The organism is Subtercola sp. Z020, assembly GCF_002931235.1.
Taxonomy (GTDB): Bacteria; Actinomycetota; Actinomycetes; order Actinomycetales; family Microbacteriaceae; genus Subtercola.
This window is the reverse complement of the sequence record NZ_PSTT01000097.1, coordinates 1-26,795: the sequence shown is the minus strand read 5'-3', so window position 1 is coordinate 26,795 and position 26,795 is coordinate 1. Positions and strand designations below refer to the sequence as shown.

General features: G+C 66.5%; 30 protein-coding genes and 1 pseudogene. 15 read left to right on the top strand and 16 right to left on the bottom strand.

All coding sequences use genetic code 11. The features are described 5' to 3' along the window. Positions 1–56 precede the first annotated feature (56 nt). Positions 57–1,169: a VanZ family protein gene (locus C5B96_RS12545; protein WP_146078169.1), complete on the top strand. Its 1,113-nt coding sequence runs from the start codon at positions 57–59 to the stop codon at positions 1,167–1,169. 65 nt (positions 1,170–1,234) lie between these two features. Beyond that, a complete protein-coding gene (locus C5B96_RS12540; protein WP_104245700.1) occupies positions 1,235–2,101 on the top strand; it encodes a serine hydrolase in 867 nt (288 codons plus the stop codon). Positions 2,102–2,167: 66 nt separating this feature from the next. Here C5B96_RS12540 and C5B96_RS12535 read toward each other — a convergent pair whose 3' ends face one another. Further along, positions 2,168–2,746 carry a TetR/AcrR family transcriptional regulator gene (locus tag C5B96_RS12535; protein ID WP_104245699.1) on the bottom strand — a complete coding sequence of 193 codons (579 nt, stop codon included), beginning with the start codon at positions 2,744–2,746 and terminating at the stop codon, positions 2,168–2,170. 94 nt (positions 2,747–2,840) lie between these two features. On the opposite strand from C5B96_RS12535, the gene C5B96_RS12530 reads away from it, so the two are divergent. Further along, positions 2,841–3,230, top strand: coding sequence for a DUF1304 domain-containing protein (locus C5B96_RS12530; protein ID WP_104245698.1), 390 nt, complete (start codon positions 2,841–2,843; stop codon positions 3,228–3,230). Between the two features lie 106 nt (positions 3,231–3,336). Continuing rightward, positions 3,337–4,314, top strand: a complete 978-nt coding sequence (locus C5B96_RS12525; RefSeq protein ID WP_104245697.1) for a zinc-binding dehydrogenase — start codon at positions 3,337–3,339, stop codon at positions 4,312–4,314. Between the two features lie 838 nt (positions 4,315–5,152). Here C5B96_RS12525 and C5B96_RS12520 read toward each other — a convergent pair. Next, positions 5,153–5,914 (bottom strand): YafY family protein, encoded by a 762-nt coding sequence (locus tag C5B96_RS12520; protein ID WP_158507179.1) that lies wholly within the window; start codon positions 5,912–5,914, stop codon positions 5,153–5,155. A gap of 85 nt (positions 5,915–5,999) precedes the next feature. Here C5B96_RS12520 and C5B96_RS12515 point away from each other — a divergent pair, with 85 nt between their 5' ends. Then, positions 6,000–7,154, top strand: a complete 1,155-nt coding sequence (locus C5B96_RS12515) for an epoxide hydrolase family protein (RefSeq protein ID WP_104245695.1) — start codon at positions 6,000–6,002, stop codon at positions 7,152–7,154. A 38-nt stretch (positions 7,155–7,192) separates the two neighbouring features. Here C5B96_RS12515 and C5B96_RS12510 read toward each other — a convergent pair whose 3' ends face one another. Genes C5B96_RS12510 through C5B96_RS12495 form a run of 4 tightly spaced genes read right to left on the bottom strand, consistent with a single transcriptional unit; the run spans position 7,193 to position 9,577 of the window. Then, positions 7,193–7,591, bottom strand: a complete 399-nt coding sequence (locus C5B96_RS12510) for a hypothetical protein (RefSeq protein WP_104245694.1) — start codon at positions 7,589–7,591, stop codon at positions 7,193–7,195. Positions 7,592–7,600: 9 nt separating this feature from the next. Then, on the bottom strand, positions 7,601–8,401 hold the full coding sequence (locus tag C5B96_RS12505) for a GNAT family N-acetyltransferase (RefSeq protein WP_104245693.1): 801 nt from the start codon (positions 8,399–8,401) through the stop codon (positions 7,601–7,603). Positions 8,402–8,436: 35 nt separating this feature from the next. Then, entirely contained in the window at positions 8,437–8,973 is a 537-nt protein-coding gene (locus C5B96_RS12500; RefSeq protein WP_104245712.1) for a VanZ family protein, read from the bottom strand. Between the two features lie 43 nt (positions 8,974–9,016). Then, entirely contained in the window at positions 9,017–9,577 is a 561-nt protein-coding gene (locus C5B96_RS12495; protein ID WP_104245692.1) for a hypothetical protein, read from the bottom strand. Between the two features lie 294 nt (positions 9,578–9,871). Here C5B96_RS12495 and C5B96_RS12490 point away from each other — a divergent pair, with 294 nt between their 5' ends. Both C5B96_RS12490 and C5B96_RS12485 read left to right on the top strand, forming a co-directional pair. Beyond that, positions 9,872–10,999 carry a hypothetical protein gene (locus C5B96_RS12490; RefSeq protein ID WP_104245691.1) on the top strand — a complete coding sequence of 376 codons (1,128 nt, stop codon included), beginning with the start codon at positions 9,872–9,874 and terminating at the stop codon, positions 10,997–10,999. Positions 11,000–11,084: 85 nt separating this feature from the next. Continuing rightward, positions 11,085–11,837: a hypothetical protein gene (locus C5B96_RS12485; RefSeq protein WP_104245690.1), complete on the top strand. Its 753-nt coding sequence runs from the start codon at positions 11,085–11,087 to the stop codon at positions 11,835–11,837. A 17-nt stretch (positions 11,838–11,854) separates the two neighbouring features. Here C5B96_RS12485 and C5B96_RS12480 read toward each other — a convergent pair whose 3' ends face one another. Next, complete coding sequence (locus C5B96_RS12480; protein ID WP_158507178.1) at positions 11,855–13,024, bottom strand: MFS transporter; 1,170 nt, start codon at positions 13,022–13,024, stop codon at positions 11,855–11,857. 321 nt (positions 13,025–13,345) lie between these two features. On the opposite strand from C5B96_RS12480, the gene C5B96_RS12475 reads away from it, so the two are divergent. After that, positions 13,346–14,098 (top strand): ABC transporter ATP-binding protein, encoded by a 753-nt coding sequence (locus C5B96_RS12475; RefSeq protein WP_104245688.1) that lies wholly within the window; start codon positions 13,346–13,348, stop codon positions 14,096–14,098. Next, entirely contained in the window at positions 14,098–15,498 is a 1,401-nt protein-coding gene (locus tag C5B96_RS12470) for an ABC transporter permease (RefSeq protein ID WP_104245687.1), read from the top strand. The genes C5B96_RS12475 and C5B96_RS12470 overlap by 1 nt, the downstream gene beginning before the upstream one ends. 65 nt (positions 15,499–15,563) lie before the next feature. Here C5B96_RS12470 and C5B96_RS12465 read toward each other — a convergent pair whose 3' ends face one another. Together C5B96_RS12465 and C5B96_RS12460 are read right to left on the bottom strand one after the other, a co-directional pair. Further along, positions 15,564–15,764 (bottom strand): hypothetical protein, encoded by a 201-nt coding sequence (locus C5B96_RS12465; protein ID WP_104245686.1) that lies wholly within the window; start codon positions 15,762–15,764, stop codon positions 15,564–15,566. Positions 15,765–15,910: 146 nt separating this feature from the next. After that, on the bottom strand, positions 15,911–16,831 hold the full coding sequence (locus C5B96_RS12460) for a pentapeptide repeat-containing protein (protein ID WP_369826480.1): 921 nt from the start codon (positions 16,829–16,831) through the stop codon (positions 15,911–15,913). A gap of 359 nt (positions 16,832–17,190) precedes the next feature. On the opposite strand from C5B96_RS12460, the gene C5B96_RS12455 reads away from it, so the two are divergent. Both C5B96_RS12455 and C5B96_RS12450 read left to right on the top strand, forming a co-directional pair. Next, complete coding sequence (locus C5B96_RS12455) at positions 17,191–18,684, top strand: ABC transporter permease (protein WP_104245685.1); 1,494 nt, start codon at positions 17,191–17,193, stop codon at positions 18,682–18,684. Between the two features lie 95 nt (positions 18,685–18,779). Then, positions 18,780–19,463, top strand: coding sequence for an ABC transporter ATP-binding protein (locus C5B96_RS12450; protein ID WP_104245684.1), 684 nt, complete (start codon positions 18,780–18,782; stop codon positions 19,461–19,463). Positions 19,464–19,528: 65 nt separating this feature from the next. Here C5B96_RS12450 and C5B96_RS12445 read toward each other — a convergent pair whose 3' ends face one another. Then, positions 19,529–20,053 carry a MarR family winged helix-turn-helix transcriptional regulator gene (locus tag C5B96_RS12445; RefSeq protein WP_104245683.1) on the bottom strand — a complete coding sequence of 175 codons (525 nt, stop codon included), beginning with the start codon at positions 20,051–20,053 and terminating at the stop codon, positions 19,529–19,531. Positions 20,054–20,261: 208 nt separating this feature from the next. Here C5B96_RS12445 and C5B96_RS12440 point away from each other — a divergent pair, with 208 nt between their 5' ends. From C5B96_RS12440 to C5B96_RS17410, 3 genes are all read left to right on the top strand, one after another. Next, a complete protein-coding gene (locus C5B96_RS12440; protein ID WP_104245682.1) occupies positions 20,262–20,915 on the top strand; it encodes a hypothetical protein in 654 nt (217 codons plus the stop codon). A 151-nt stretch (positions 20,916–21,066) separates the two neighbouring features. After that, positions 21,067–21,954, top strand: coding sequence for a S26 family signal peptidase (locus tag C5B96_RS12435; RefSeq protein WP_104245681.1), 888 nt, complete (start codon positions 21,067–21,069; stop codon positions 21,952–21,954). Positions 21,955–22,016: 62 nt separating this feature from the next. Then, positions 22,017–22,847 carry a LamG domain-containing protein gene (locus C5B96_RS17410; protein WP_158507177.1) on the top strand — a complete coding sequence of 277 codons (831 nt, stop codon included), beginning with the start codon at positions 22,017–22,019 and terminating at the stop codon, positions 22,845–22,847. Positions 22,848–22,983: 136 nt separating this feature from the next. Here the strand turns inward: C5B96_RS17410 and C5B96_RS12425 are convergent. Further along, a pseudogene (locus C5B96_RS12425) lies at positions 22,984–23,349 on the bottom strand (GNAT family N-acetyltransferase); the annotation flags it as partial. An 88-nt stretch (positions 23,350–23,437) separates the two neighbouring features. Here C5B96_RS12425 and C5B96_RS12420 point away from each other — a divergent pair. Further along, complete coding sequence (locus tag C5B96_RS12420; RefSeq protein WP_233189184.1) at positions 23,438–24,010, top strand: peroxiredoxin; 573 nt, start codon at positions 23,438–23,440, stop codon at positions 24,008–24,010. Between the two features lie 32 nt (positions 24,011–24,042). Here C5B96_RS12420 and C5B96_RS12415 read toward each other — a convergent pair whose 3' ends face one another. From C5B96_RS12415 to tatA, 5 genes are all read right to left on the bottom strand, one after another. Next, positions 24,043–24,270: an RNA-binding S4 domain-containing protein gene (locus tag C5B96_RS12415; protein WP_104245678.1), complete on the bottom strand. Its 228-nt coding sequence runs from the start codon at positions 24,268–24,270 to the stop codon at positions 24,043–24,045. 297 nt (positions 24,271–24,567) lie between these two features. Then, positions 24,568–24,939: a carboxypeptidase-like regulatory domain-containing protein gene (locus tag C5B96_RS12410; protein WP_104245677.1), complete on the bottom strand. Its 372-nt coding sequence runs from the start codon at positions 24,937–24,939 to the stop codon at positions 24,568–24,570. A gap of 67 nt (positions 24,940–25,006) precedes the next feature. Further along, complete coding sequence (locus C5B96_RS12405) at positions 25,007–25,327, bottom strand: hypothetical protein (protein WP_146078168.1); 321 nt, start codon at positions 25,325–25,327, stop codon at positions 25,007–25,009. 66 nt (positions 25,328–25,393) lie between these two features. Next, positions 25,394–26,209 (bottom strand): twin-arginine translocase subunit TatC, encoded by an 816-nt coding sequence (gene tatC, locus C5B96_RS12400; RefSeq protein ID WP_369826479.1) that lies wholly within the window; start codon positions 26,207–26,209, stop codon positions 25,394–25,396. After that, the gene (gene tatA, locus C5B96_RS12395) at positions 26,210–26,545 is read right to left on the bottom strand and encodes a Sec-independent protein translocase subunit TatA (protein ID WP_369826478.1); all 336 of its coding nucleotides are present in this window, start codon (positions 26,543–26,545) and stop codon (positions 26,210–26,212) included. Positions 26,546–26,795 lie beyond the last annotated feature (250 nt).

Below are 26,795 nucleotides of genomic sequence, written 5' to 3'. Positions count from 1 at the left end.
GAAGACCCAGCCAGCCTGCACGGTCGACGTGACCGTACGGACGCTTGGAGGACAGCGTGTCGACAACTCTTTTCCCGGCCTTTGCGGCCGCGGTGTTCGGCGTTCTGCTCGCGCTCATGCTGGTCGTGCCTTTCGTGGCGATCCAGTACCGGCGCCGTGGCGGATTGACCGTCGGGGTGGTGTTCCTGCACTTCCTGGTGCTGATCTACCTCGTCGCTGTGGTGACGTACACCCTGCTGCCCCTGCCGGAGAACAACGGGGATTTCTGCTCTGTGTACCAGGCGGGCGTGCAGTTGGTGCCCGGGCAGTTCGTCAACGACATCCTCACGGAGGCAGCAGGCCAGGGCGGCGGAGTCAACGCGTTCCTGCGGAATCCCGCCCTGCTGCAGGTGGTCTTCAACGTCGCATTATTCGTTCCTCTGGGCATGATCGTCCGGTATTTCACGAAACGCACCGTTCTGGTCACGGCTCTGATCGGTTTCGGGGTCTCGTTGCTCATCGAGACGACGCAGATCACCGGCGACTGGTTCCTCTACCCGTGCGCCTACCGGCTCTTCGACGTCGACGATCTGATCGCCAACAGCACAGGGTCTCTGCTCGGCGCCTTCCTTGCGCCGCTCCTCGGCGTCATCCCGGGCCAGACCCTCGCGGCGCCGGGCACTCCGAGGCCCGTCACGGCGCTGCGCCGGCTGCTCGGAATGCTCTGCGACTGGATGATCGTCAGCCTCGGTGCGGCCGCGGTCTCCTTCGTCTACGCCGTCGTCACCCTCGACAGGGCGACCGATGTCACGCCCGTCGATTCGTTCTTCCGGGCGGTGGCCGGCCCTCTGCTCATGGCCGCGGTGGAGCTGGTCTGGATTCTGCGGACGGGGCGAACGATCGGAGAGACCGTGGTGCGCCTGGCGCCTGTGCCGCCGACCAGGTTGCCGGGCCGTCTCATCAGGTGGGCGTCGGGGATCGGCGGATACACCGTCGTCGGTATCAGCGAGAACGCCGTCGCCTCGACGCTTCTCTCGCTCGTCGTGCTCGTCTCGGTCGTTCTGGCCTTCACGACTCTGCATCACCGTGGTCTCAGCTATGTGCTGGCGGGCTGGCGACTTCACGACGACCGTGTGCGCGACGCAGCGATCGAGGCGAGTCGGCCGGTCGAGGGGCGGGATGCCGCCTGACGCGTCGGGCGGCGTGGGTCCTGCAGCGCGGGCGGGAGGTCTCGCTTCGAGGGCAGAATGGGTGGGTGACCCGAGCCGAGACCCTGCGCGACCAGGCCGTGCGGTGGGTGGGGGAGCACGACTTCGACGCCCACGGCATCCACATCCTGGCCGGAGCGGATGCCGCCGAACACCGGTGGACGCCCGAGGTGCGGGAGAACATCCACTCTGTGGCGAAGGGGGTGTGCGTGCTGGCGGCCGGCATCGCCGCTGACGAGGGAGTCTTCGACCTCGACGAGCCGGTGTCGGCCTACCTGGGGGAGGCGGCGCTGGGAGCGGGTGTCGCCGAGGTCACGGTGCGGCACCTCTTGACGATGACGAGCGGAATCGACTTCCCCTGGTCGCAGACGATGATGACCGACTGGCCCGACCTGGCCCGCGAATTCCTCGGCCGCGCGTCGCGGGGGCGGGTCTTCCAGTACTCCACCGCGAGTACGTACACGGCGATGCGGGCACTCCACGCTGTTGTCGGCGATGTGGCCGAGTATCTCGAGCAGCGTCTCTTTCAGCCCCTCGGCATCGTCGGTGTCGTCTGGGATCGCTGCCCGAACGGGTTCGTCGTCGCCGGCGACGGCCTGGCGCTGACAACGGGGGAGCTCGCCCGTCTGGGGCGTCTCATCCGCGACCGCGGGGTGTGGCAGGGGCGCCGGCTGGTGTCTGCCGGGCTGATCGATGCGATGCACTCCGACTGGGTCGTCGCCGGTGAGAACCCCGGGTACGACCGTTATGCGCTCGCGGGATGGGCGGGGCCGGGCCCCGCCTGGAGGCTGCACGGCGCCAACGGACAACTCCTGATCTTCGTCGGCGACACCGTCGTGACCGTCACCGCCGCAGACCACTTCGGGGCAGATGCGTTCGCCTCGTTCCTCGCCGGAGCGATGCAGCCCCAGTAGGCGCCCTCCGGTTCGTGCGCGATGCGTTGGCTGTGTTGGCTGTGTTGGTGATGTGTGGGCGTGGGACTAGCGGCGCACCTGCGCCAGCGCCGCCTCGATGAGGTCGCCGGCGGCAGCGGCATTCACCCGCACGATGGCCATGGCGGCGAAGACGAGACCGGTGCATGTGACCGCCAGACTCTTCTGCTCTGCCTCGTCGAGGTCGGCGCGACGGGCAGCGACCCCGGCCGTGATGGCGGTGCGGAGGTCGTCGCAGTAGGCAGCGACCACCGTCTGCAGGGATGCGTCGCGGCCGAGGGGGGAGCCGGTCGCATTGAGCAGGAGGCATCCGTTGGCGGCCAGGGCGGTGTGCCCTTCGGTCATGGCGGCATGGAGCCCGAGGAGGTACGTCTCGAGCGCGGCGGATTCGACGGTGTCGCCGCGCAGGGGAGCGAGGCGCGGGCGGATGACCTCGTCGAGGTAGTTCTCGACGGCTGCGTCGAACAGGCCGCGCTTGCTGCCGAACGAATGGTAGATGCTCGACCGGTTCAGGCCGGTGGCCCGCTCGAGGTCGGGCAGGGCGGTGTCTTCGTAACCGCGGTCCCAGAAGACCTGCCGGGCCGTGCGGGCGACTTCCACCTCGGTGAAGGTACGGATGCGTCCCATGCTCGACTCCTGCCGGGTTTTCTGAACTGACTGTTTCAGTATGCCACCGATCGGGTCTATAGTGAAATGGTCAGTTCACAATACGGAGGTCGTCATGCTCATCGTGTCCATCGTGGGCGCGGCCCTCGCCGCAGCCCTGCACGTCTACATCTTCTACATGGAGTCGCTCGCCTGGCGCGGCCCTCGAGCCCGAGCGACCTTCGGCCCGGCGACGGATGCCGACGTCGAGGTGACGGCGCCGCTCGCTCTGAACCAGGGGTTCTACAACCTGTTCCTCGCAGTGACCACCGTGATCGGCATCGTGTTCGCCCTGACATCGTCGTCGGGGATCGGTGAGGCGCTGATGCTGGTCGGCACAGGCTCGATGCTCGCCGCCGCCCTCGTTCTCTTCGTCTCGACCCCCGGAAAGCGCCGGGCCGCGATCACCCAGGGCGCCTTCCCGCTGATCGCGGTCGTCGCGACCGTGATCTCGCTCGTCGTCTGAGTCGCTCGGGCCGCCCGGGCTGTCTGGGCCGCTCGGGCCTCGATCACTGCCCATCTCCTTCACCGTCCCATCCGCTGCACGAACACCAGAGAAAGTCGAGACCGCCATGCGCGCCGTCATGCACCCCACCTTCGGAGAGCCCTCCGAGATCCTCACTGTCGAAGAGGTTCCGACGCCCGAGCCCGGGCCCGGGGAGGTGCGCGTGCGCACTCTCCTGTCACCGATTCACAACCACGACCTGTGGACGATCCGCGGCACCTACGGCTTCAAGCCCGAGCTCCCGGCCCGCACCGGCACCGAGGCCGTCGGCGTGATCGACGCGCTCGGCGAGGGCGTCACCGGCATCCAGATCGGCCAGCGCGTCGCAACCGGCGGCACCTTCGGCGTCTGGGCCGAGTACTTCGTCGCCAAGGCCAAGGCCCTCCTGCCCGTCTCAGACGACATCTCCGACGAGGTCGCCGCGCAGCTCGTCTCCATGCCGTTCAGTGCCATCAGCCTGCTCGAGTCCCTCGACCTCGCCGAGGGTGACTGGCTCGTGCAGAATGCCGCCAACGGTGCCGTCGGCCGTCTCGTCGCCCAGCTCGGAGCCGCTCGCGGTATCAACGTGATCGGACTCGTGCGCCGTGCCGCGGGCGTCGACGAGCTGAGCGCCCAGGGCATCGGCAACGTCGTCGCGACCGATTCGGCCGACTGGCGCGATCGCGTGAAGGCGATCGTGGGCGACGCCCCCATCCTCGCCGGCGTCGACTCGGTCGGAGGCCCGGCGAGCGGCGAGGTGCTGTCGCTGCTCAGCGAGAACGGCACGCTCGTCGTCTTCGGTGCGATGCAGTCGCCCGTGATGGAGATAAGCTCCGGCGACGTGATCTTCAAGCAGGCCACCGTCAAAGGCTTCTGGGGCAGCACGGTGAGCGCGAAGATGCCGGCCGCCCAGCGCGGTGCGCTGCTCTCGGAGCTGGTGCAGCGTATCCAGGACTCGACGATCACCCTCCCCGTCGAGGCCACCTACTCGTTCGACGAGGCGCGCGAGGCCGCGGCGGCGAACTTCACTCCGGGTCGCGCCGGCAAGATCCTGCTGCGCCCCTGACCGGCGCCGTATGCGTCCCGAACGGCCTGAGTCGATACGACCGGGCCGTTTCGCGTGTCTCGTCGAGCCCATCCGTCTAAGAAGTGGCGCGCCTCGGCAAGCGAGGACGTGTGATGAGCCCCAAGCCCCGACGTCGACGATCGTCATGGTCGGCACGGCCGATGCAGCATCAACCCAACCCCTTTGCACGCCGGGCGCCTTTTGTCACCCAGCGAACCGCCCCTTCTTTTGGGGCTGCCACAGACCCACGCTTCTTGTCAGACTACAGAAATATGCTTTCCGTTCCTTTGACGGAGTGCAGCTGTTAAGGGAACTGACATGACGAAGACAGACGGCCATCAGCACGTGGGCCAACACGAGGCGAGAACCATGAGGCGGTCAGCAGAGAAAGTACGGAACGTCGCCCGGGCAGTGAGCGCGAACCGGTTGAGCTCGCGATGGAAGCGAGACGAATACGACCGCCGTCTGGATCTCTTCGGCGGCATCGGTGACTCGAGCGAGTCCATCGTCTCTGGGTCGTAAGCGAAACGACGATCGATACCGTCGTCGGCCGAGTTGGCCCACCCGCATGGCGTTAGATCAGAGCCTGCAGCGTCTTGCCTCGCACGTCTCCAGTAACGCCGGTGATTGCCACAACACCGTGAGTCGGACCTCTTGGGTCTCAGCCCGGTGGAGTTCGGCGTGCTCGCCCAGCTGGCCGCGTCTGAGGGGCTCAGCCAGGCCGACCTGGCAGGTACGGTCGGAGTCAGGACGACTGGTTCGGCGCTGAGCCCAACGCGTCACGGCCCTCGTGGCATCCCTTCGACCCGTACTCGGTGGTTCGGGCGGCCCTGCAGGGTCAGGTCTGTGAGGCGCGACCGAGGCGCGCGCCGAGCGAGGCGAGCGAGCGTCGCAGGTCGTCGCCCTCCAGCACGTCGAAGTCGATTCCCGTCATCCCTACATAGAGGGCGAACTCCTCGGGGGAGTTGCTGCCGGCTGTGAGCTCGCATGAATCCTCGTCGATGGATGTGACGTCGGCGACCGTCGGGCCGAAGTGCGTCGTCACCTCGGCGGCGGGCGCGTGCATCCGCACCCGGTATCGGTGGCGGTACGGGGCGGAGGTGATGCTGCGGGTCGTGAACGTGCGCACGGCGTCATCCGGGATGTCCCGCGGAACGAACGATCCGGCCAGCGGGAGATGAGGGTGGAGCCGGTCGAGACGCAGCGTTCGCCAGCCACCGTGATCCGGATCCCACGCGACCACGTACCAGCGGGTGCCGGTGTGCACGATGCGGTGCGCCTCGATACTGCGTCGCAGTTCCGTGCCGTCGTGGCGGCGATAGTCGATCTGCAGTGCCCGGGACTCGCGGATCGAGCGGGCGACAGCGACCAGAGTGTCGAGGTCGACGTTGCCCGTCGTGCCGAGCGGAACGATGGCCTGTTCGACCGCCGAGATGTGCTCGCGCGTCTGCGGCGACAGCGACTGTTCGAGCTTCACGAGGGCCCTGGCCGCTGCATCCTCGATTCCCGTCACCGTCGTACCCGCCGCCGCTCGCAGGCCCACCGCGATGGCGACAGCTTCGTCTGCGGAGAGCACGAGCGGTGGGATGGCGGCGCCCACCCCCAGTCGGTAGCCTCCGCCGACCCCGGCCACCGAGTCGATATTGCGGCCGTATTATGGCCGCAATTCGCCGCAGACTGGGGTCATGAGCGAATCACCCAGCATCCGTCCCTTCCGCGCCGCAGTCTCGCCGAACGAACTCGAAGACCTCCGGCATCGCCTGCAGGATGCGCGTCTGCCGAAGCCTCTTCCCGGCGACGACTGGGACACCGGTGTGCCCCTCCACTACCTGCACGATCTTGTGGCGAAGTGGGAGAGATTCGACTGGAGCACCCATCAAGACCGCCTCAACGAGATCCCCCAGTTCACGACGGAGATCGACGGCCAGGTCATCCACTTCGTGCATGTGCGCTCGAACGTCCCCGGAGCGGTTCCCCTGCTGCTCACGCACGGCTGGCCCGGATCGTTCCTGGAATTCCTCGGACTCATCGGCCCCCTGACCGACCCGGCCGCGCACGGCGGGGATGCGGCGGACGCATTCGACGTCGTCATCCCCTCCCTTCCCGGCTTCGGCTTCTCCACGCCGCTGGTCACGGGCGGGTGGACCACACGGCGCATCGCCGAGGCGTTCGTGGAGATCCTGAGCCGGCTCGGCTACGACCGCTTCGCCACCCACGGCGGTGACATCGGGGCAGCAGTGGCGCCCGAGGTCGCACGCGTCGCCCCTGACCGAGTCATCGGCGTTCACGTGAACGGGACGCTCGGGTTCACGCCCGAGGTCGACGAGGAGACCGCCGCATCGCTGACCGACCTCGAGCGCGATCGGCTGCGACGAGTCGGCGAGTTCATGCAGAACGAGTTCGGCTACATCGCCATCCAGAGCACGCGGCCCGGTCTCGTCGGCGAAGTGCTCAGCGACTCTCCCGTCGGCCAGCTTGCGTGGATGCTCGACAAGTTCCGTGCGTGGACGTATCCGCTCGACGCCTCCGCCGAAGACGTCGTCGGACTCGACTTCCTGTTGGCGAACGCCTCGCTGTACTGGTTCACGGCGTCGGCCGGTTCGGCGGCGTACGTCGGTTACGCGCAGAACACGCAGTGGGGCGACAAGCCGGCCAACTCGGGCGTGCCGACCGCTGTGATCTGTTTCGCGCACGACGTCGGGATACGCCGCTTCGTCGAGCACGACCACCACATCGTGCGGTGGACGGACATCGAGGGCCGCGGCGGGCACTTCGCCGCGCTCGAGGAGCCCGCGACGCTCATCGCCGACGTGCGGGAGTTCGTGCGCGGCCTGCGCTGAGCCGAGGCTTTGCGTCGACGGGCAACTCTAACGAGAGCTCACCTGCCCCTCAAGGCGCTGAACCAGCGCGACAGGGGTCGGGCCGTGGTGAGGATCAGGATTCCGAACACGGTTTGGCATTGAAGGCCGAAGAGCGAGAGACCGCCGATCGTGGCGTAGACGGTGGCGTTGATTCCGACATCGAGCACGATGACGCCCACACCGAGCATGACGCCGGCACGCTTTCTGAGCAGGATGAGAGCGACGACAAGCGGATCCAGAACGGTCAGCAGCACCCAGAACAGGCGGAGTGGAACGGGGAAGGACGAGTAGACGTCGATGCCGCCCAGTACCAGATCCAGAGTGTGCGTGATGGTGCCGACCGAGTATCCGATGATCCAGATCGCCTGCACGATGCGGGCCCGAGGTGGCAGGCGTGAGCGTACGAGAGTTTCCACACCCCGAGACTAGCCAGCGGCATCCAGCAGCACCGTGTACGGCGTGGTCGTCGAGACTTTGACGAGCCCGGATCGCTCGAGGATGGGCCGGGAGTCTTCGGTCGAGTCGCTGTGCACGAATCTCTTGCCCTGGTCGAGCGCCGACCGGGCTCGCGCGGCCGTCAGCGCGCGGTAGATTCCCCGACCGCGGTGAGCCTCGAGCGTCGCACCACCCCAGATGCCGACGAAATCTGTGCCCGGTACCGGTTCGAGGCGGCCGCCGCAGACCATCACGCCGTCGGCCTCCGCCACCCAGAGTTCCATTCCGTCGCCGCGACCCAGGCGCGCGAGGAGGGCATCGGCGATCCGGGTGTCGACGCTGTCGCCGAAAGCTTCGTCCACCATCGCACTCATCGCCCGCACCTCGGGCTCCGTCGTCACACGCCGGACCGTGACACCGGCCGGCACAGGGACGTCTTCGCACAGCGCTTCGAGGGGGCCGATCATGATGGATTCGGGTTCGCCCGCCACGAACCCGTTGGCGATGAGGGCCTCGTGCAGTCCCGGGGCGCGGTCGTGCCCCCGGGTCTTCCACTCGACGCGGGTGATCGCCGGGTCGGCGCGAAAGTGTTCCAGACCGTTCGCCACCAGCTCGGCGATCTCACCGGCGTCAGCGTCACCGAGGTCGCGATAGGTGATGAAGCCGCGGCCGCCGGCGAACGTGACCAGGCGCACTGGCCCGAGCCTCGTCACGCTGACAGCGCTGGGCGTTTCGGCATCGGTGCGCAGCTGGTCATCGTACGCGCGGAGGTACTGCTCGACGGAGTTCACGCTGCCACGCTACTGGACCCGGTCGCCGCCGACCCTCACGCCGTCGGCCTTCGCCACCACCTGATCGACACGAGTGACGCCAGCGCGGCGCCAGAAGCGTTGACGATGACGTCGTCGACAGAGGTGATGCGGCCGAGGCTCAGGAGGAGTTGCAGGGCTTCGAGGGTGGCAGACAGCGACGCGGCGACGAGCGCGACGACGAGCACGACCACTGGCGGAGGGCCGAGACGGAAACGCACGGGGAGGAGGGCGCCGAGCGCTGCGAAGACGAGGAGGTTTCCACCGAGTTGCACGACGGCGTCCCTGTCGCTCAGAACGCCAGCCAGGTCCTGGAACGGCGTGAGCTGAACCCCGCTCCGTCCGTCGGTGGGGGTCATGATCATCCAGACCCACGGTGCGGTTCCGAGCACGATGCCGACCTCCACGATCGCCGAACGCTTCGCCCACCAGACGGGCCACCCGCTGCGCGCGCGATGCCGGCCCAGTCCGTAGGCGAGGGCTGCGCCGAGCGGGATGCCCGCGAGCAGCGTCACGAGGACCACGACGCCGAAACGGTCCACGACGGAGAGCATCAGGTTCACGGCTGTGCCGCTGTCTGTCTCCTCGGCTGCGCGCTCATCCGTCGAAGACTTCTGCGCTGGCGAAGGCGGCGTCGCGGGCGAGTTGGCCGACGAGTGCGGGCGGGCACGCCGGCAAGACGGTGCGGTCTGCAGTGGGCGGCAGTTCGGAGTCGAAGTCGACGTCGATCTGGTAGCAGGTGTAGACCTCGCTGGGTCCGTGAGAGATATGACTGTTCGTTGTGGCTGGAAGCGCGCGCGGGCCGGATGCGATGAAGATCGAGAACGACGCGGTGCGGCTCACCGAGGCGACGTCGTAGAGGATCGCGCCCCCGTCGCGGAGCTCGAGCTGGGGGAGCGCATCCGGCGACCCGTTCCACCGTGGTGCCGGGATGCCGGCGAGGTAGGTGGCAGGGTCGTCGACCGGCGCCGGATACTCGTCGGGAACCAGAGTGTGGGCGATGCCGATCGTCTCGTCCAGAGGGTCGTAGATTCCCGCGGAGAGCGGGTCTTCGAACGAGGCGATCTGACGCCACAGCACGTCGTCGATTCCGCTGTCGTACCCGTGGTACTCCGCCGTGCAGCCGGTCAGAGTTGCCGCGACAGCGGTGAGAAGCACGATGCTGGTCTGTCTGGCTGATGGCGGTCTCGTGGGGTGCATACGCAGACCATATCGACATTCGATACCAAAAGCACGAAATTCGATACCAGTCAGGCCTCGAGAGCCGAGATCCCGGCGCGCGCGGCCATCAGCGGCGACGCACGATCGCGATTCCGACCGCGCACGTCAGAGCAGCCAGAGCGACCAAGCCGCCGAGAAACGCGTACACCTGCGCCGAGTCATCCAGAAACATCATCTACCTCCCCTCGACCACGGTACCGCGCTCGCACAGGCTCTCTCTAGGCTGGGTGGATGTCAGCGGCCCCCGAGCTCACGGTCTTCGAGATGACGGCCCTCGAGCGTCTGCCGCCGCGGAGGGAGATCGAGCAGTTCTGGACCGCCGACAACCCGACCCTCTGGCTCAAACGCCTCCGGACCAGCATCGCGTTCCTCGCCCTCGCCACCCTCGTGGTCGGTCTCGCCCTCAACACGCTGCTGTTGCTGGGGCTGCGGGTGTTCCACGCCGATGCGTTGCTGCCGACATCCGGTTCGCGCTTCATCGTGCTGTTGATGCTGTTCGCCGGCGTCGCACTCGTTGTCGCACCCATCGTCGATCTCCTGCCGTATCGTCGCCTCGACGACCAGCTCACGGGGCTGTTCCTGCTGCGCCGGTTCGCACGCGACAATCGGATGCGCGTGAAGCTCGAATGGGCGGCGTCGGTCGCGGGCGTGCGGGCCGCGGGGAATTCGGTGCCGGGTTTCCGCGGCACGATGTTCGCCCCGCCCGGAGGCAGGGCGGTTGTGGTCGCCCCGCTCCTCGTGTCGGAGCGTCCCCAGTTGCGTGTCGGTCATGTGCAGTACTACCGCTTCTCCGAACGCGCCAGAACCCAGGACTGGGTGTTCGCCGAGATCCCGCTTCCGCGGTCGATGCCGAACATCTGGCTGCATTCGAAGCGCAGCGGGGCGGGCATGCCGTTCTCCCTTGCCAGCGACGAACGCGTGCTGCTCGAAGGCGACTTCGACAGGTATTTCGACACCTACGCACGGGAGGGAGTGCAGCAGGAAGCGCTCTACGTTCTGACGCCCGACGTGATGGCGCTGCTGATCGACAATGCGTCCTGGTTCGATGTCGAGATCGTGGATGATCGGCTTTACCTGTATACGCGCGGTCACTTCGACGTGCTCGTCGACCCCGATTGGTGGCAGGCGGTCGCCGACGTTATGAACACGGTCGGGCGGAAGGTCTCGCAGTCGTCTTCCCGGTACACGGGTGCGGGCCCCGCGGGCGGTGCGGGCAGGGCGGGCGGCGCGGGCGAGCAGGCCCGCCGCATCCAGAGCCGGGCAACGGTGTGGCGGCGGATCACGCAGGCCCTCGGTGTTCTCGTGCTCTTCGGTGGACCGGCGGTGCTGTTCGTGGCGGCGGCGCAGGTGCACGGGTAGCTCGGGCATTCGGCACCCCCGCACGAGGCCGATGGTGTCAGACTCGAGGGCAGTGGAGGGAGCGACGGTGGGGGAGGAACGGCCGATGGATGAGCACGCCCGGCCGCAGACGGCCCTGTGGCACGTCGATCAGTACGACAACCAGTCCTCGGTGAGCGTCGCCGCCACTCAGCTCGACCCCCCGCGCGCTGTCACGGCGAGGGATCGACAGCGCATTCTCGGGGAGTGGGTGAACTTCTTCGAGACCGCCCGCACCAGCATCACCCACCTGCGGCTCGTTTCTCGGGTTCCGCAGGAGCTGTTGGACGCTCTGGCGGGCCAGCCCCAGCTCCGGTCGCTCGAGGTGAAATGGGGACCCTATGAGAGCATCGCCGCTCTCGCCGGGTTGCAGCGACTGGACCACGTGACGCTGAACGGTGCGACCGGGCTTCTGAGACTCGCACCCCTGACGGCGCTGCCAGAACTGACGCGACTGACCGTTTCTCAGGCGCACCGACTTCACGACTTCGAGACGCTGAGTGAAGTGAAGACGCTCCGCACCCTGCGATTCGGGAATGCCTCGCCGGCATCGGACGGGAATTGCGACCTCCCGAACGTCTCGTGGGTGACTCCACTGTCAGAACTGACGGATCTCACCTTGCCGGGCACACGCATCCTCGACCCGGATCTGTCTCCCATCCTCACCCTGACGAAGCTGACGAAGCTGACGACGCTCGGCCTGCCCTTGCGCCGCAGCTACCGAAAGCAGGTCTTCGAGCTGGCCGCCCACAGCGCCCCCTTCGCGGCTGTCGCGAAAGAGTATGAAGCTCTGGATGCCTGGAAGAAGCAGCATCGCTGACCGACACGTCTTGATCGCTAGCGGGGCGTTGCTCGGGCCAGTAGTGCCGACGTTGCGAGGAGAACAGCGGCGGCGGCCCCGATGGCGAGGATCGCTGTGGGTGTTCCGGCGGACTGGATGAGCACCCCGGCGATCGCGCTTCCGGCGGCGCCTCCGATGTTGTGACTGGTGTTGACCCAGGTGGTGGCGGCGTTCCGCTGGTGTTCGCCGCCGGCGGTGTGGGCTGCGACGTAGGCGACGATCATCACCGGGGAGAAGAACAGGCCGGCCGCCGCCAGAACGATGCTGACCGCGAGGAATCCGTTCGTCAGAGCGACGAGTGATGAGGTGACCAGGAGCAGCGAGGCCAGGCCGACGAGCTGTCTCGCTGCCGAGCCCGGCACTCGGAGGGCGCCGTAGAGGAGGCCCCCGAGAGCGCTACCGCCCGCGAACAGGCCGAGTGCGACGCCGGCTGCGGCTGATCCGCCGTGGTCGGTGAGCGCCACCGGGATCGCCACGCTCATCGTGCCGGAGACGGTGCCGGCCACGAGAACGGGGAGAAGCAACCCGACGAACCGGGGCTGGAACAGAAGCGACCGAGCCTGTTTCCGTGTCGGATCGTGTGGGGAGTGAGATGTCATCGCCCCGACGGTCGGGGTGCAGACGAACAGCAACCCGCCCACCAGAACCAGTGCGGCGGGCACGACCAGGGCCGCACCCGGGGCGATGATCGCGAGGGCGAGACCGGCCGCGGCCGGCCCAGCGAGGTAGAGCAGTTCCTCGACGACCGAGTCGAGGCTGAGCCCCTTGCGGAGCAGCTCGGGCGTGGGGGCGAGGGAGCCCCAGGCCACTCGCATCGTCGGGCCGAGCGGTGGGGCGACGGCACCCGCGACTCCTGCGAGGCCGATCAGCAGGGCGCCGTCGGCTCCGGCGAGAGAGAGGATGGCGAGGCCGAGAATGGTGCCGCCGAAGATGCTGGTGAGGATGGCGAGAACCGGGCGGGCGCCGAAGCGGTCGATGAACCAGGCGCGAAGGGGTGCGAGAAAACTGGCGGCCGCCCCATAGATTGCGACCGCCAGGCCCGCGAGGGCGATGGAGCCGGTGGCGTCGGTGACCGCGTAGAGCAGGGGCAGCAGCACCAGAGCATAGGCCGCCCGGCCGAGGAGCGCGAGGCCGAAGGTGAGTGGAACGTGGGGGAGTGCGAGCACGTCGAGATAACGTGCAGTCCGAGAGGACGACATAGCAGAAAGCTCCAGAGAGAAGCGCGCCGACAGCGCGAAAGTGATTGTGGATCAGGGCAGGGCGCCACGAAGCGGGCGCGGCCACTGATCAATCACGTACGGGAGACATGCTGGAAGCCTAGCGGTACGAGGCCGGGCCGGAATCTCACTGCGCGGCGCGGCTCACCTCTCACCGCTGGGGTAGTCGGCGTCGAGACTAGTACCCGGGGACACCATCGGATCGACGCTGCGGGGAAGATCGTCCCGGGGCAGGATCCGGTCTTTCCTGAGCGTCTTTAGCGTGGAAGCATGACCTCCCAAACGCATCTCGCTGTCGCTGTCTCTGCCCGCGGTATCACGAAGACCTTCGGGCGCGGTGAGGCGCCGGTTCAGGCGTTGCGAGGAATCGACCTCGACATTGCGGCCGGTCAGGTCACGGCCATCATGGGGCAGTCGGGTTCCGGCAAATCCACCCTGCTGCAGGTGCTCGCTGGGTTGGATGCTCCCACAGCGGGTCGGGTGTGGCTCGGCCAGAAGGAGCTCACCGGTCTGCGCGATGAGGAGCTCACGCTGCTTCGTCGTGAGCGGCTGGGGTTCGTGTTCCAGTCGTTCAACCTGCTGCCAGCCCTGACGGCGGCGGAGAACATCCGGTTGCCGTTCCTGCTGGCCGGCGGCCGCGTCACCGCCGAAAGGCAGGCGTGGATCGATGCTGTGGTCGAGCGTCTCGGTTTGGTGGAGCGGCTCGAGCATCGGCCGAGTGAGCTCTCCGGCGGGCAGCAGCAGCGCGTCGCGATCACGCGGGCGCTGGCCACTCGCCCCGAGGTGATCTTCGCCGACGAGCCGACGGGGGCGCTGGACAGCGCCTCGGGGTCGGAGGTTCTCGCCCTCTTGAGAACCGCGTCGGTCGAAGACGGCCAGACCGTGGTGGTGATCACACACGATTCCGGAACGGCGAGTATCGCCGATCGGGTCGTGCGGATGCACGACGGCGTGATCGTGGATGACTGGGCTGGGGGAACGGCGGAGCAGATCGCCCAACGGGTTCTCGGAAAGGCCGCCTGATGAGGCTCTGGGCGTTCCGTGAACTCCGAACATCCGCTGGTCGCTATGCGGCCAGTGTGGCGGTGGTGGCGGTGGTGGCCGCGTTCGCCGTGCTGCTGCTGGAATCGATCGAGGTGTTCGTCGGCGTGCTGGAACGTTCCGGGGTGGACGGGGGAGGGCTGGTGCGAATCGCACTGTTCTCCGTCGGAGCGGTGTTTCTCGGCATCGCCGTTCTCACCGCCGCAATCGTGATCTCCGGAACCTTCGCCACGGTCTACGCCGGCCGGCTCACAGACATCGCTCTCCTGCGGCTCGTGGGCGCGACCTCGCGGCAGGTCCGGCGCGCGTCTCGACTGGATGGACTGGCCGTCGGACTGGCAGGAGCAGCGATCGGCATCACCGCGGGCATCCTGTTGTCCACGGCTGCGATCGCCGTCGTGAACACGGCGTACGGTGCAGGGCTTGGCTTCGCATGGAGTGCGCACATCGTTCTCCTGCCAGCCGTGGTGTGCGTTGTCGTCTCCGCGCTGTCGGCGTCAGTCGGTGCGAGACGAGTCGCGGTGGTCTCCCAAGCCGCCGCCATGCACAGCGGCTCGGCCAGTGGCCTGCCCTCCTCTTCTGGTGTCGGTCGGCGTCGGGGGTGGGGGATCGCGCTCTTCTCGACCGGGCTTGTGTTCATGGCGCTCGGTGTTCTGGCCGGTCTGAGCTCACCGGCCGGGTTGCTGGTCGCATTCCCCGGTGGCGTGTTCTCGATCGTCGGCGTGATCGTCGGTGCACCCGCACTCACCGTGCCCCTCATCGAAGCCATCAGCCGACGGCTGCGAGGCGGCGGCGAATATGTCCTCGCCGGTGCGAATCTGCGTCTGAACTCCGTGCGTACTGCTCGAACGGTCGTCTCTGTGCTGATCGGTGTCACCCTGATCACCATGTTCACTGTGGCCGGCGGCATGTACCTCGCCCAGCTCCGCACTTATTTCGGAGACCAGGTCCAGGTCGACCAGGTCGCCCAGTTCGTCACGGTGATGCTGATCGTCGTCGATGTTCTCACGTCGTTCTCGGTTCTCGTTGCCGCGATCGGGCTCGGCAGCAACCTCAGCATGTCGGTGCTGCAGCGCCGCCGTGAGATCGCCGTCCTCCGATCCCTCGGCCTCACCGCTGGTCAGGCCAGGCGGATGATCCTGGCCGAGAGTGTCATCGTGGCGGTGGTCGGCGCGGCTCTCGGCGTCATCCTGGGCGTGCTCTACGGGTTCGTCGGCGCCAACGCGACCTTCGGAATCCAGGGCTTCACCCCACCCGTGCTCTCGCCATGGTTCCTGGTCGCGACACTCGGCGGAGCCGTCGTCTTCTCCGTTCTCGCCTCGATCCTGCCCGGCCACAGGGCGAACACCATCCCCCCGGCCGAAGCCCTCCGTGAAACCTAGAACGCCAGGCTGCATTGGGGCCGGCCGTCACGCGGGCGTGGTGTGCCGGGAGGGGATCTGCTGCGTCAGAAGCCGATCGGCCCTGCGCCAGTGCCGCGGTGAACGCCGGCTCGATATTCCTTGCCGAGCGAATCTCCGCCGTCGGGAAGGTCACGGCGGTCGATGCTCTCGCTCGTGTCGTGCGACCGGTGTTGACGAATCAGGAGAAGCGCCATCAGCAGAACGAGTAGTGCGATGAAACCGATGACGAACCAGAACAACAGCATTGCGAGCCTCCTCACACTCCTCTCCCACGCTAGCCCTGACCCGACTGTGTGCATACCGCAGGCACAGGAAACGTGCAGATTTGAAACTGAAACTCTTCCCAGCCGGGGGCCTGAACGGGAGGAGTGGATGCCCGGACGCGGTTCTGTCAGTTCCGACGATGCCGGGCTGCAGAAGGGCGAGTTCCTCCGTTCGCACGAAGCTTGAGCGGCAAGGTCGCGTTGAGCCAGTGGCCTGGTCGATGAAGGGCGGGCGGCAGGGTGGTGTGGAGGTCGCCGTGAGCTGCGTTGACCTGCGCTTGCGTCAGGAACAGTGCTTTCGAGAGGTCGGCTCCGTCGAGGCGGGCGTCGCGGAGATCTGCGCCGAGCAGATCGACGCCGGCCAGGTCGCAGTTTCGGAGATCCGTCGCGATCAGGTACGCGCCGCGAAGATCGGCTCCGCACAGTCGTCGCGCAGTGAGGTCGCGGCCGGCCAGGTCTGCTGAAGGATGCACGTCAGTGTCAGAGTCAGCGCTCCTGTCGTAGCCGCCACGCGCTTCCTCGCTCACGTCGATCAACGCGCGCCGGACTCTCGTGCGGAGCGATTCTGCGTTGGATGCGAGAATCTCGGACGCATCGCCGTCCAATATTTCCAGGATCTCGGTTCGCAGCCCGGCGACCGGCGCTGCGAGCTCCGACGAGGTTGTCCGTTCGGATGCCTCGACGAGGTACCAGAGCATTTCGTGCAGCTGCCGGGCGACAGCGAATGTGCTGAACATGTCGGCACTCGTGTCGGGGCGTTCCCTCCAGCTCTTTCCGCTGAACAGGTTCTGCGACACATGCTGCCCCGCGCCGAAGCAGTCGAAGACGGTGCATCCGCGGAAACCGCGTGCAGGCAGCGATTCATGGATGGAGCAGGAGAAGTCGTCTGCCAGATTCACGCAGGGCGTGCCTGCCGGCTTGTCGATCGGGAAGTCTGCTGACGTCTGGAACCCGAACGCTGTGCAGCAGAGAGCGAAGCAGTCCGCGCAGTTCGCGCGAAGGGCGGAGCGGTGATCAGCGCCCGGTTCGGAAAAGGTGTTGATGCTCAAAGGTGAATCGTCTTTCTGGGGTGGCGTCGAGTGGGGGCCGGGGTGACGGGGAACTCCGCAGGGAGCTCCCCTTCCAGGCGCACGAGACCACCGCCCCTCGTCGGAGGAGCGAACGGGTGTCGCTGAAGGGCCTCTGGGTCACAGAGAGAAAGAAGATTTCACTGTTCGCAGGGTACGCCATGGTCTCCAGGACGCGTGGAGCATCTCCGCCAGGCATGCCATCGCGTCCTCAACTCGTCTGTGATGGACGGGCTAGTGTTCGTGCAGCTCGGTCGCGCATAGCGGGTTCATAAGGGCGGCATAGAACCCGGATAGGGCGCCTTCGTAGTGTCGTGGCAGACCACTTACGAAGGAGCCACATGTTCGGCACATACCTCAGGCGAGAGCTCGTCAATCGGCGAAAACAGAGCCTCATCATCTCGATCGGCATGGCGCTTGCCATCGGCCTCGTCATTCTCGTCAACTCTATCTCCGGGGGAGTGCAGAATGCGCAGGCGGCTGTGCTCTCGTCGGTGTACGGGGTCGGCACCGACATCACCATTCATCAGGCTGCCGCCGCACCCACCGCTGGTGCGAATCCGGGCCGGTTCAGCTTCGGATCGGGAACTGGCGAGACCAGTGGTGGCACCACGACGCTCGCCCAGTCGACCCTCACCACGAGCCGCACCGAGACCGTGTTCGCGGCGACCGACCTCGACACCGTGAAAGCGACGAGCGGCGTGCAGGCGGCCACCGGCACCCTCTCGCTCACGAACATGACCTTCAACGGCCAGCTGCCCGACCAGACCCAGACCGGCACGACCGGCGGCACCGAGGGCACCGGCACTGCCGGCCAGCCTGGCGCTGAGGCCGGCGGCACACGTCCCTCCGGGGGCGCAGACGGTGCGGGCGGCAGCTCTTTCGACGTCGACAACTTCAGCGTTCTCGGCCTCGACCCGAGCGGAGCATCCGTCGGCCCGCTCTCGGCCGTGACTCTCGCCACCGGCCGCCTGCTGACGGCAGCCGATGCCGGAACCGACACGGCCGTGCTCGATGCCAGCTACGCCACCAGCGCGTCGCTGGCCACCGGCGGCACCATCGACATCGGCGGTACCACCTTCACCATCGTCGGCACCGTCTCGTCGAGCGGATCCGACAGCGAGACCGCCTCGAACGTCTACATCCCCCTCGACGTCGCCCAGACCCTGTCGAGCAATGCGGGCATGATCAGCAACATCTATGTGACCGCCGCCTCGTCGAGTGGCGTCGACTCGCTCGCCTCCGCCCTGCAGACCGCGCTGCCGGCCGCCACCGTGAGCACCCAGGCCGACCTGGCGTCGACGGTCTCCGGATCGCTCTCGACCGCCTCGTCGCTCGTCGCGAACCTCGGCACCTGGTTGTCGATCATCGTGCTCGCCGCCGCGTTCCTGATCGCGATCCTGTTCACCATCTCCGGCGTCACCCGCCGAACCCGCGAGTTCGGCACTCTGAAAGCGATCGGCTGGAGCAACCGCCGCATCGTCAGTCAGGTCGCCGGCGAATCTGTCGTGCAGGGCCTGATCGGCGGCGTGATCGGCATCGCCGTGGGCCTCGTCGGCATTCTGATCGTCAACATCGTCGCTCCGACCCTCAGTGGTTCGGCCGCGGCGACCACCGCGATCGGCGGCGGCGCGAGCGGCGGTCGCAGTGGTGGCGGCTTCGGTGCGGCCGCGAAGGCGGTGGCCACTACGGTGACGCTGCAGGCGCCGGTCACGCTCGGCATCATCCTCGTCGCCGTAGGGCTGGCCGTGCTCGGCGGGCTTCTGGCGGGTGCGATCGGCGGCTGGCGCGCGGCGCGACTGCGGCCCGCCGAGGCGCTTCGATCGGTCGGCTAGGCCCCGCGGCATCCACCCCGCGCCTGCGCACCGGCGATGACCAACCCGTTCCCCGGTGCGCCCCCACCCCGTTCCACACTCCCGAGGAGAAGATCATGTACGAACTGACGAACGTCACCAAGACCTACAACACCACGAAGAAGAAGATCGTCGCGCTCGACGACGTCACCCTGAGCATCCCTGACGGCCAGATGGTCGCCATCCAGGGACCGACCGGTGGCGGCAAATCGACGCTGCTGCAGATGCTCGGCGCGCTCGACAGGCCCACGTCGGGCGACGTGCAGCTCGGCTCGTCGACGCTGTCGAAGCTCGGCGACCACAGGTTGGCCGCCATCCGGGCGAAAGAGGTCGGGTTCGTCTTTCAGGGGTTCAACCTGATTCCGACGCTGACCGCGCTCGAGAACGTCGAAACGGCCCTCGCACCGCTGCCCGGTTCGGGTGCCGACCGTCGGCAGAGGGCGCAGGATGCCCTGGCCAGCGTCGGTCTCGGCGACCGTTTGACCCACCTGCCCGCCGAGCTCTCGGGCGGGCAGCAGCAGCGCGTGGCCATCGCCCGCGCACTCGTGAAACGGCCGGACGTGCTGCTGGCCGACGAGCCCACCGGTGCCCTCGACGAGGAGACCCGCGACGAGATCATGGACCTGCTCGAGAGCTTCTGGCGCGACCAGGGCCTGACGCTCATCATCGTGACGCACGACTCAGGCGTCGCCCGACGGGCCGAGCGCCGGCTGCACATCAAGGGTGGGCGTGTCACCGAGCTGGCGGGCCAGCCGGCCTAGCCCTCCACCTGTTGTGCCGACCAGAGACCCTCGGGCCTGCCCCGTTGGCGCGGAAGGCGCCGGCTTCAGTCGGCCGAGGTCTCGTCGCTCTGCAGTGACGCCACCGTGGCGGTCATCGCATCCGTGGCGTGCGCCAGCACGTCGATCTTGTGCTCGGGAGTCGTGGTGCTGTCGAGGGTGAGGGCGGCGCGGGCCATCTCGAGGTATCGGTCAGTCACCCACGTCGAGGCCTCGATGCCGGCGGCCGTCAGCTCGAGGTAGACGCTCCGCCGATCATCCGGATTCGGGATGCGGTGCACGAGCCCGAGCTTCTCGATGCGGTCGATCATCGCCGTGGTCGCACCCGTGGTGAAGTTGAGGCTCGCTGCGAGCTGCTTCGGTGTGACGGTCTGTGCTTCGGCGATGAACATGAGTGCGTAGTAGTCGGTCTGGGCCAGCCCCAGGTGCCTTGCGAAACTCGACTTCAGGCGGCGGTGCTCAGTGTCGAGCTCGTGGAGCGCCGCCAAAAACTGCCGCACCGCGGACTCGCGCACAGCGAGTTTGCGGAGGCTGGGTTCGGGAATCTTTTCGTCTCCTCTGGCGAGAGCCATGATTTTACCTCAGTCCTGTGCCTTCCGCTAGGAACAGAAGGCGAGCTTCGATCGTAGGCTTCGCCTCGGCCGTTCCGCGTCCCCCACAACGAGGGTATTGAGTCACTGGATAATTTACTTCATAATAAAGGTGCTTGCCAATGAAGTAGATCCCACCGGGTGTTCTATGGGGCAACACTCCACTCATTCTCATCTAGGGGTCATCCACATGTCTTCACACGCTTCCGTCTCCAAAGCTAAGCGCCGTCGCTTCGCACCCATCGCCGTCGTCGCGGGTGTCGCCGGCGCCGTACTGCTCTCGCTGAGCCTCACCGGCACCATGTCGGGCTTCGTCGCCAGCATCACCAACTCCCAGAACACCGCCGCCACTGGCGCCCTCGTCATGCAGGAGCAGAACGCCGGCGCCACGGTGACCTGCCTCAGCACCGACGGTGGTTCGGTCTCGACCAACGCGGCCACCTGCTCCACGATCAACAAGTTCGGCGGCAGCAGCACCATGACGCCGGGCAACACGGTCACCACCCCGATCACGATCAAGAACGTCGGCACCGTCGCTGCCACCACCTTCACGCTCACTCCCGGCGCCGCCTGCACCCAGACCAACTCGGGCACGCTGAACGGCACCGCCACCGACCTCTGCTCGAAGCTGAACGTCGTCATCACCTCGGGTGCGACCACCGTCTTCAGCGGCACCGCTGCCTCGCTCGCCGGTGCAACCGCCTCCGCCTTCACCATGCCTGCCGCCCCGGCCGCCGGCGCCAGCGTTCCCTTCACCTTCGCCGTCACTCTCGCTTCGACCGCGGGCAACACGTACCAGGGCCTGCAGGCTTCGGTTCCGATGACCTGGAGCTTCGGCAGCTAGTCGCCCCTCGACACCCGCGTCGCGGGCAGCCCGGAACCTCGAGGGCCGCCCGCGACAGCCCTGTGACCACTACGTCACTGTCACGATCTGCACCACCGCACCGAACCGAATCACCGAACCGACCACCGCAGACTGAAGAAGGGGGAGTCGCATGGCACTCACCTCCGTCAGGTCGAAGGGCGCCCACTCCGGGCCGCGCCGCTGGGTCGGCCGCCAGACGCCGGTATCGGCGTCGGTTCGCATCGGCCTCGCCCTGGCCGTGACACTGCTCGCGAGCATCCTCATTGCCGCCTTTCTCTTCTTTCTCGCCGGCGGCCGCTGGTTCATCGTTCAGACACCCTCGATGGGCGAGACAGCGCCGGTCGGCACCCTGATGCTCACGACGCCCACGCATCACGTCGCGGTCGGCGACATCATCACCTTCCACCCGCCGACCGCACCGAACGAGACCTTCACCCACCGGGTCATCAAAGTCACCGACCAGGGCATCTCGACGCAGGGCGACATCAACGGTGCGATCGATCCATGGATGCTCGCGCCGACCGACATCGTCGGCGAGGCCGCCGTGATCCTCCCCGCGGCCGGATGGTTCGTGAAGGCGTTGCCCATCGTGGCGATCGGTGCCGTGCTGGTCTGGTTCCTCTCGTCGATGTTCCACACCGCAGCGCGCCGCTCGGCCGTGCGGATCGCCGGCTTCTCGTTCGTGGTCGCGGCGGCGGCATACATCCTCCGTCCGTTGATCGGCGTCGTCGTACTGAGCACCAACGCAGACGAGACGGGGGCGCACGCCACCGTCGTCTCGACGGGCATCCTGCCGATCCGCGTGCAGGCCGTCGGGGGCACCAGCGCCGACCTCGTGACCGGGCAGGTCGGCGACATCGACATCCCGAGCCTGGCCGACACGAGCCAGTACCACCTGTCGTCGGCTCTGAACATGTCGCTGGTCGGCTGGATCATTCTCGGAGCCATCTGCGCGCTTCCCCTGCTCTGGAGCATCGTCGTCGGACTGCCGGCCGAGAACGAGGAGGCGCCCGCGTGACGCGTCACGCGGAGCATCCCGCCCTCTCCTCGCGATCGCCCAGGCGCCGGGGCTGGCGCAGTATGGTCGGAGGCGGTTTGCTCACCGTGCTGCTCGCCGCGACCTGCGCGCTGACGGCGTTCGCGCCCGGCACCAACTCGGCCTACATCGCGAAGATCACGAACTCGGTCGACACCGCGGCGACCGCGCCCTACTTCACCTGCGCGGCGGCCTACGCGGCCGACAAGGCGAACGCCCTGTTCCAGTACCCCCTGACCGAGGCTACGAATGCGACGACGGCGCTCGACGCGTCGGGTCGCACGGCGAACGGAACCTACCAGGGGTCGATGACCAGAGCCACCACCACCCCCATCGCCTGCCCGCGCGACACGACCGGCGCCTACGTGCTGAACGGCACCACGAGCTACCTCTCGACGCCCACCCAGGTCACGACGCCAGCTACCTTCACCCTCGAGACGTGGTTCAAGACGAGCGTGGGCGGAGGCAAACTCGTCGGCTTCGAGAACAACCAGACCGGCACATCGAGCGTCTACGACCGACAGGTCTACCTGAACCCCACGGGCCAGCTCATCTTCGGCACCTACAACAACGGACTCCAGACCATCACGAGCCCGCTCGACTACGACGACAACCTCTGGCACCACGTCATCGCCACGTTCTCGGCGTCGACCGGCATGAACCTCTGGGTCGACGGCAAGAACGTCGCAGCCAACACGAGCTACACGACGGCGGAGGCGCACGCCGGCTGGTGGCGCTTCGGCGGCGGCAACCTCAGCGGCTGGCCCACTCCGGGCACGACCGGTTTCTTCACCGGCTCCATGCGGTACGCGGCGGTCTACACGGTCGTGCTGAGCCCGGCCACGATCGCCAACCACTACGCCGCTGGACGGTAGGGAATGTAGAGGATTGGTCTGTGTGGGCGGGGGAAAAACCAGTGGTAAAGCCTTTCGATGGACGTCTTACGGGACGAACAGAGTCGCCGAAACTTGCGATTCGTGCGAGGCGAGCTGAATCCCAGTCCGACCTCGCCTAGCTCCACCTCGATGCGCTTTCCAACGATCGTGACCATGCGATCTCGCGTTCGAGTTGCCCACTTTCGACGAAGAGGCGTACCTGGTGCGTTTCGGATAGGGCCGCTGCGAGTTCGTATTTGTCTGCTCCGACAAACCCCAGTTGTTGCCAGAAAGGGCCGGACCTGCGCGAGAAGAGCCACGCCCGAGTCGCTCCCAGTGCGTGTGCCTGGTCCATCGCATACCGCGCGAGTCTCGAGCCGGCTCCCGCGGCACGCAACTGCGGTGCAACCGCGACGCTGCGGATCAGCACGTGCATGCGGTCGGTGCTGAGCTCGAATCCCGTACTGCCGACGATCTCACCGTTGGCATCGCGCTCGATCCAGAACTTAGGCGGAGGTCACGAAACGCAGATCAGTGAGGTCGACAGACTAGATTCGACCGCATGCCGCACCATTTCTCTGGAGAACACCGTGCCTGACTTCGTTGAACTGCCCACCGACCTGCCCGTACCCGTCGACGACGGTGCCGCCGCCCACCTCGTCGGCGCCGAGCTTCCCGACCTGATCCTGCCTGCCACGGACGGAACGAGCACGCGCACGGCCGACGTCGGGGAAGGCAGAACTGTCATTTACTTCTATCCCCTCACGGGGCGACCCGGAACAGACCTTCCGGAGGGTTGGGACTCCATTCCCGGTGCGCGCGGGTGCACCACCGAGGCGTGCGACTTCCGTGACCACCACGAAGACCTGCGGGGCCTCGGGGTCGGTGCGGTCTACGGCATCTCCAGCCAGAGCACCGAATACCAGGCAGAAGTCGCAGCCAGGCTGCGGCTAACGTTCACCATGCTCTCCGACGAACGATTCCGCTTTGCCGAAGCGCTGAACTTGCCCACCTTCCGGGCCCCCGGGCACGACCGGCTCTACTCACGCCTGACGCTCATCGTCCGAGACGGGCGCATCGAGCACGTCTTCTACCCGATCTTTCCGCCGAACACCCACGCCCAGCAGGTCGTTGCGTGGCTGCGGGAGAACCCCTCAGCGTAGATCGCGCCGGGGTCGAGCGAGAGTGCGGCGCGCTAAGGGCAGACGCGCAGCCTCCGCTCGTCCATGCTGACAATGTCGCCGACGTGCAGCTGCCTGCCGCGCCGCCGCTCAACCTCCCCGTTCACCATCACCCGGCCGCTGACGATGGCGCCTTTCACGTCCCCGCCGGAGTCAAGCAGTCCGGTGAACTTCAGGATGTGCCCCAAACGAATCGACTCGCCGCCTGCCGACACGTCTTCGATCGAGGGATCATTGGTCATAACGAAATGGTAGTTGCCGAATGCCGAGGGTCAGAGGGACCGGGTCGCCTACATCCGGATCTGCGGTGTGCTCAACAGCTCAGCGGCGGGGCCAGGCGTGTCCTCAGCCCCGATTTATCAGGCCAAACCACCAGCGCGACGAGCACCCACGCGGCGTGTAAGGAGCGATTCTCGAGTGTTTACTAAAGACACCGCATCGTCGACGAGTTGGAAGAAGTCACGTCATTGCTGGAGGAGTAGAAGAGGCGGGACGGTCGTCCGACGACGGGATGGAACGAAGTTCTCGGGGCCGGTCCATTATGTCGTGATGGTGATTTCGACCGTGAGGGGATCGGCGTTGGTTACTTCGACGGGTGTGGTGCCGCTGCCAAGAAACGCTTCGTTGTAGTCGCGGCAGTTGGCTTCGATGTTGTAGAGGCCGCCGGGCAGGCTGATCGTGAAGCTCCCGTCGGGTGCACTGACTGTCTGCATCTCGTTGGTGTAATTTCCGCCGGGATTGATGGTGCAATGACCGACGGGTTGGCCGGAGGTGTCAAATACACGTCCAGAGAGAGTGGCGGCCGGCCCGTTCCAGACATTCGCCCCTGGCGTAGATGCGCAGCCCGAGACGATTAGGACGCCGCCAATCACCACCACCCTCGCCAGCGAGGAGCGGCCCGTCGATTTCATGCCCCTGAGTCTTTCACGGCACCCGCTACGCAGATAAGACCAAGGGGGCGTCGAATGGGTCTTCCCTTCAGGCTAGAAGTTCGCCTCGATACGACACGTCCGCGAAGTGTCGAACCTCGGAGTGGAGCTGATGAGCGATCGCGAGACCTTCCTGGTTCCAGCGCTCCTGCTGTTCTGGTGTGTCCCAGCTTTGTTCGTAGAGACGCTGCGCGTCCCACTCCTGATGCCAGCGCCGTAGCCTGTCGGTGAGGTCTTCGGACAGCCGGTAGTCGCTTGGCTGCATCGAGTAGTTGGTCGGGCGTTCGGGGGTGCTGCTCTCCCACAGCGACCACACATTGCCATAGTCGGGGGAAAGCCGGATCACGCGACGAGCAGGTTCAGCACCCATCCCCGCACTCTAGCGCCACGTAATCAGGTCGCCGCAAACAGGACCTCGACAGGGGCGAATTGTTTTTTAGGGGACGACCAGTTCGGCGTTGAATTTCTCCTGCGCCTTGGCCTTGCGGCGGTCGTGGATCCAGGAGATGAGGGCGGCGGAGTAGAACAGCACGATCATCGGGATGGCGAGGAGGAACATGGAGAAGACGTCGGCTGAGGGTGTGGCGATGGCGCAGAACAGGATGATGACCAGGATGGCGATTCGCCAGGACTTCAGGATTGCTTTCGCACTGAGGATGCCCGCGAAGTTCAACAGTACGAGTAGGACGGGCAGCACGAACGCGATGCCGATGGCGACGACGAGCTTGAGCACGAAGGAGTAGTAGGTTCCCGCACTGATGATGTTTGTCGTGTCCTGCGGGGCGAAGCCCGTGAGGATCGACACCATGTGGGGCAGCACGTACCAACCCGCGGCACAGCCGGCGAGGAAAAGGGGAACGGCGGTGAGCACGAACCCGACAGCGTACTGCTTCTCCCGACGGGTCAGGCCCGGTACGAGGAACGCCCATATCTGGTAGAGCCAGACGGGTGACGAGAGCACGATGCCGACGGTGATGGCGATCTGGAGTCGCAGGTCGAACGCTTGGGACACGTCGGTGAAGTTGAGCGAGGCTGCCCTTCCCTGCGAGCTGGTGATCGCGCTCACGGGTGCGCTCAGCGCTAGCAGGATCTGGTCAGAGAGTAGCCACCCGACTACAGCCCCCGCAGCGATGCCGAGGATGGCGCGGAAGATGCGCTTGCGGAACTCGACGAGGTGCTGCCCGAGGGACATCCGTCCGTCGCGGTTTGGTTTCTTCTTGGGGCGGGTGCCCGCCTCAGGACGAACGGTCACTTACCTGGAGGCGGAATGTTGGACGGAGTCAACGTCAGCCGTTGTAACGTTCGTCGCACTTGCAGCAGCAGGGTTGTTCGTGGTCGTCGCTGTTCCGGCGGGCTCAGGCTTGGTCTGTTCGCCAGCCGGATCGTCGGACTTCATCGTCTTCACTTCGCTTTTGAAGATACGCATCGACTGGCCGACGCTGCGGGCGAGGCCGGGAAGCTTGGGTGCCCCGAAGAGAAGGAGCACGATGGCAAGGATGATGATCAGATGCCAGCCCTGAAGGTTACCGAGCATGAAAAGCCGTCCTTTATCTGTAGTCGTCTTGAATGCACTGATGTCTTCGCGCATGCATCGAGCGAAGGCTTACTCGCAAGCGTGTGAGGTTCCCGCGGAAAATGCCAACGGCGGGCCGCCCGATCATTTCTGATTCGGGGCGACCCGCCTGAGGGTTTGGTGCGGGTGTTAGTTGGCGGCGCTGGTGTTGACGGCGCCGTTGACTCCGGAGGGGAAGAACCCGCCCTTGGTGACGGCTTTGTTGTTGAGGTAGACGACGTTGAGTACCTGGCCGGGTGAGCGGCTGAAGGCGATACCGTTCGCG

Bases quoted from the DNA above. Each gene is read 5' to 3' on its own strand.
- C5B96_RS12535 (WP_104245699.1), bottom strand. From the start codon at position 2,746: ATGGGACGCATCCGTACCTTCACCGAGGTGGAAGTCGCCCGCACGGCC.
- C5B96_RS12530 (WP_104245698.1), top strand. From the start codon at position 2,841: ATGCTCATCGTGTCCATCGTGGGCGCGGCCCTCGCCGCAGCCCTGCAC.
- C5B96_RS12525 (WP_104245697.1), top strand. From the start codon at position 3,337: ATGCGCGCCGTCATGCACCCCACCTTCGGAGAGCCCTCCGAGATCCTC.
- C5B96_RS12515 (WP_104245695.1), top strand. From the start codon at position 6,000: ATGAGCGAATCACCCAGCATCCGTCCCTTCCGCGCCGCAGTCTCGCCG.
- C5B96_RS12500 (WP_104245712.1), bottom strand. From the start codon at position 8,973: ATGCTCTCCGTCGTGGACCGTTTCGGCGTCGTGGTCCTCGTGACGCTG.
- C5B96_RS12490 (WP_104245691.1), top strand. From the start codon at position 9,872: ATGTCAGCGGCCCCCGAGCTCACGGTCTTCGAGATGACGGCCCTCGAG.
- C5B96_RS12485 (WP_104245690.1), top strand. From the start codon at position 11,085: ATGGATGAGCACGCCCGGCCGCAGACGGCCCTGTGGCACGTCGATCAG.
- C5B96_RS12475 (WP_104245688.1), top strand. From the start codon at position 13,346: ATGACCTCCCAAACGCATCTCGCTGTCGCTGTCTCTGCCCGCGGTATC.
- C5B96_RS12470 (WP_104245687.1), top strand. From the start codon at position 14,098: ATGAGGCTCTGGGCGTTCCGTGAACTCCGAACATCCGCTGGTCGCTAT.
- C5B96_RS12465 (WP_104245686.1), bottom strand. From the start codon at position 15,764: ATGCTGTTGTTCTGGTTCGTCATCGGTTTCATCGCACTACTCGTTCTG.
- C5B96_RS12455 (WP_104245685.1), top strand. From the start codon at position 17,191: ATGTTCGGCACATACCTCAGGCGAGAGCTCGTCAATCGGCGAAAACAG.
- C5B96_RS12450 (WP_104245684.1), top strand. From the start codon at position 18,780: ATGTACGAACTGACGAACGTCACCAAGACCTACAACACCACGAAGAAG.
- C5B96_RS12445 (WP_104245683.1), bottom strand. From the start codon at position 20,053: ATGGCTCTCGCCAGAGGAGACGAAAAGATTCCCGAACCCAGCCTCCGC.
- C5B96_RS12440 (WP_104245682.1), top strand. From the start codon at position 20,262: ATGTCTTCACACGCTTCCGTCTCCAAAGCTAAGCGCCGTCGCTTCGCA.
- C5B96_RS12435 (WP_104245681.1), top strand. From the start codon at position 21,067: ATGGCACTCACCTCCGTCAGGTCGAAGGGCGCCCACTCCGGGCCGCGC.
- C5B96_RS17410 (WP_158507177.1), top strand. From the start codon at position 22,017: ATGGTCGGAGGCGGTTTGCTCACCGTGCTGCTCGCCGCGACCTGCGCG.
- C5B96_RS12415 (WP_104245678.1), bottom strand. From the start codon at position 24,270: ATGACCAATGATCCCTCGATCGAAGACGTGTCGGCAGGCGGCGAGTCG.
- C5B96_RS12410 (WP_104245677.1), bottom strand. From the start codon at position 24,939: ATGAAATCGACGGGCCGCTCCTCGCTGGCGAGGGTGGTGGTGATTGGC.
- C5B96_RS12405 (WP_146078168.1), bottom strand. From the start codon at position 25,327: ATGGGTGCTGAACCTGCTCGTCGCGTGATCCGGCTTTCCCCCGACTAT.
- tatA (WP_369826478.1), bottom strand. From the start codon at position 26,545: ATGCGCGAAGACATCAGTGCATTCAAGACGACTACAGATAAAGGACGG.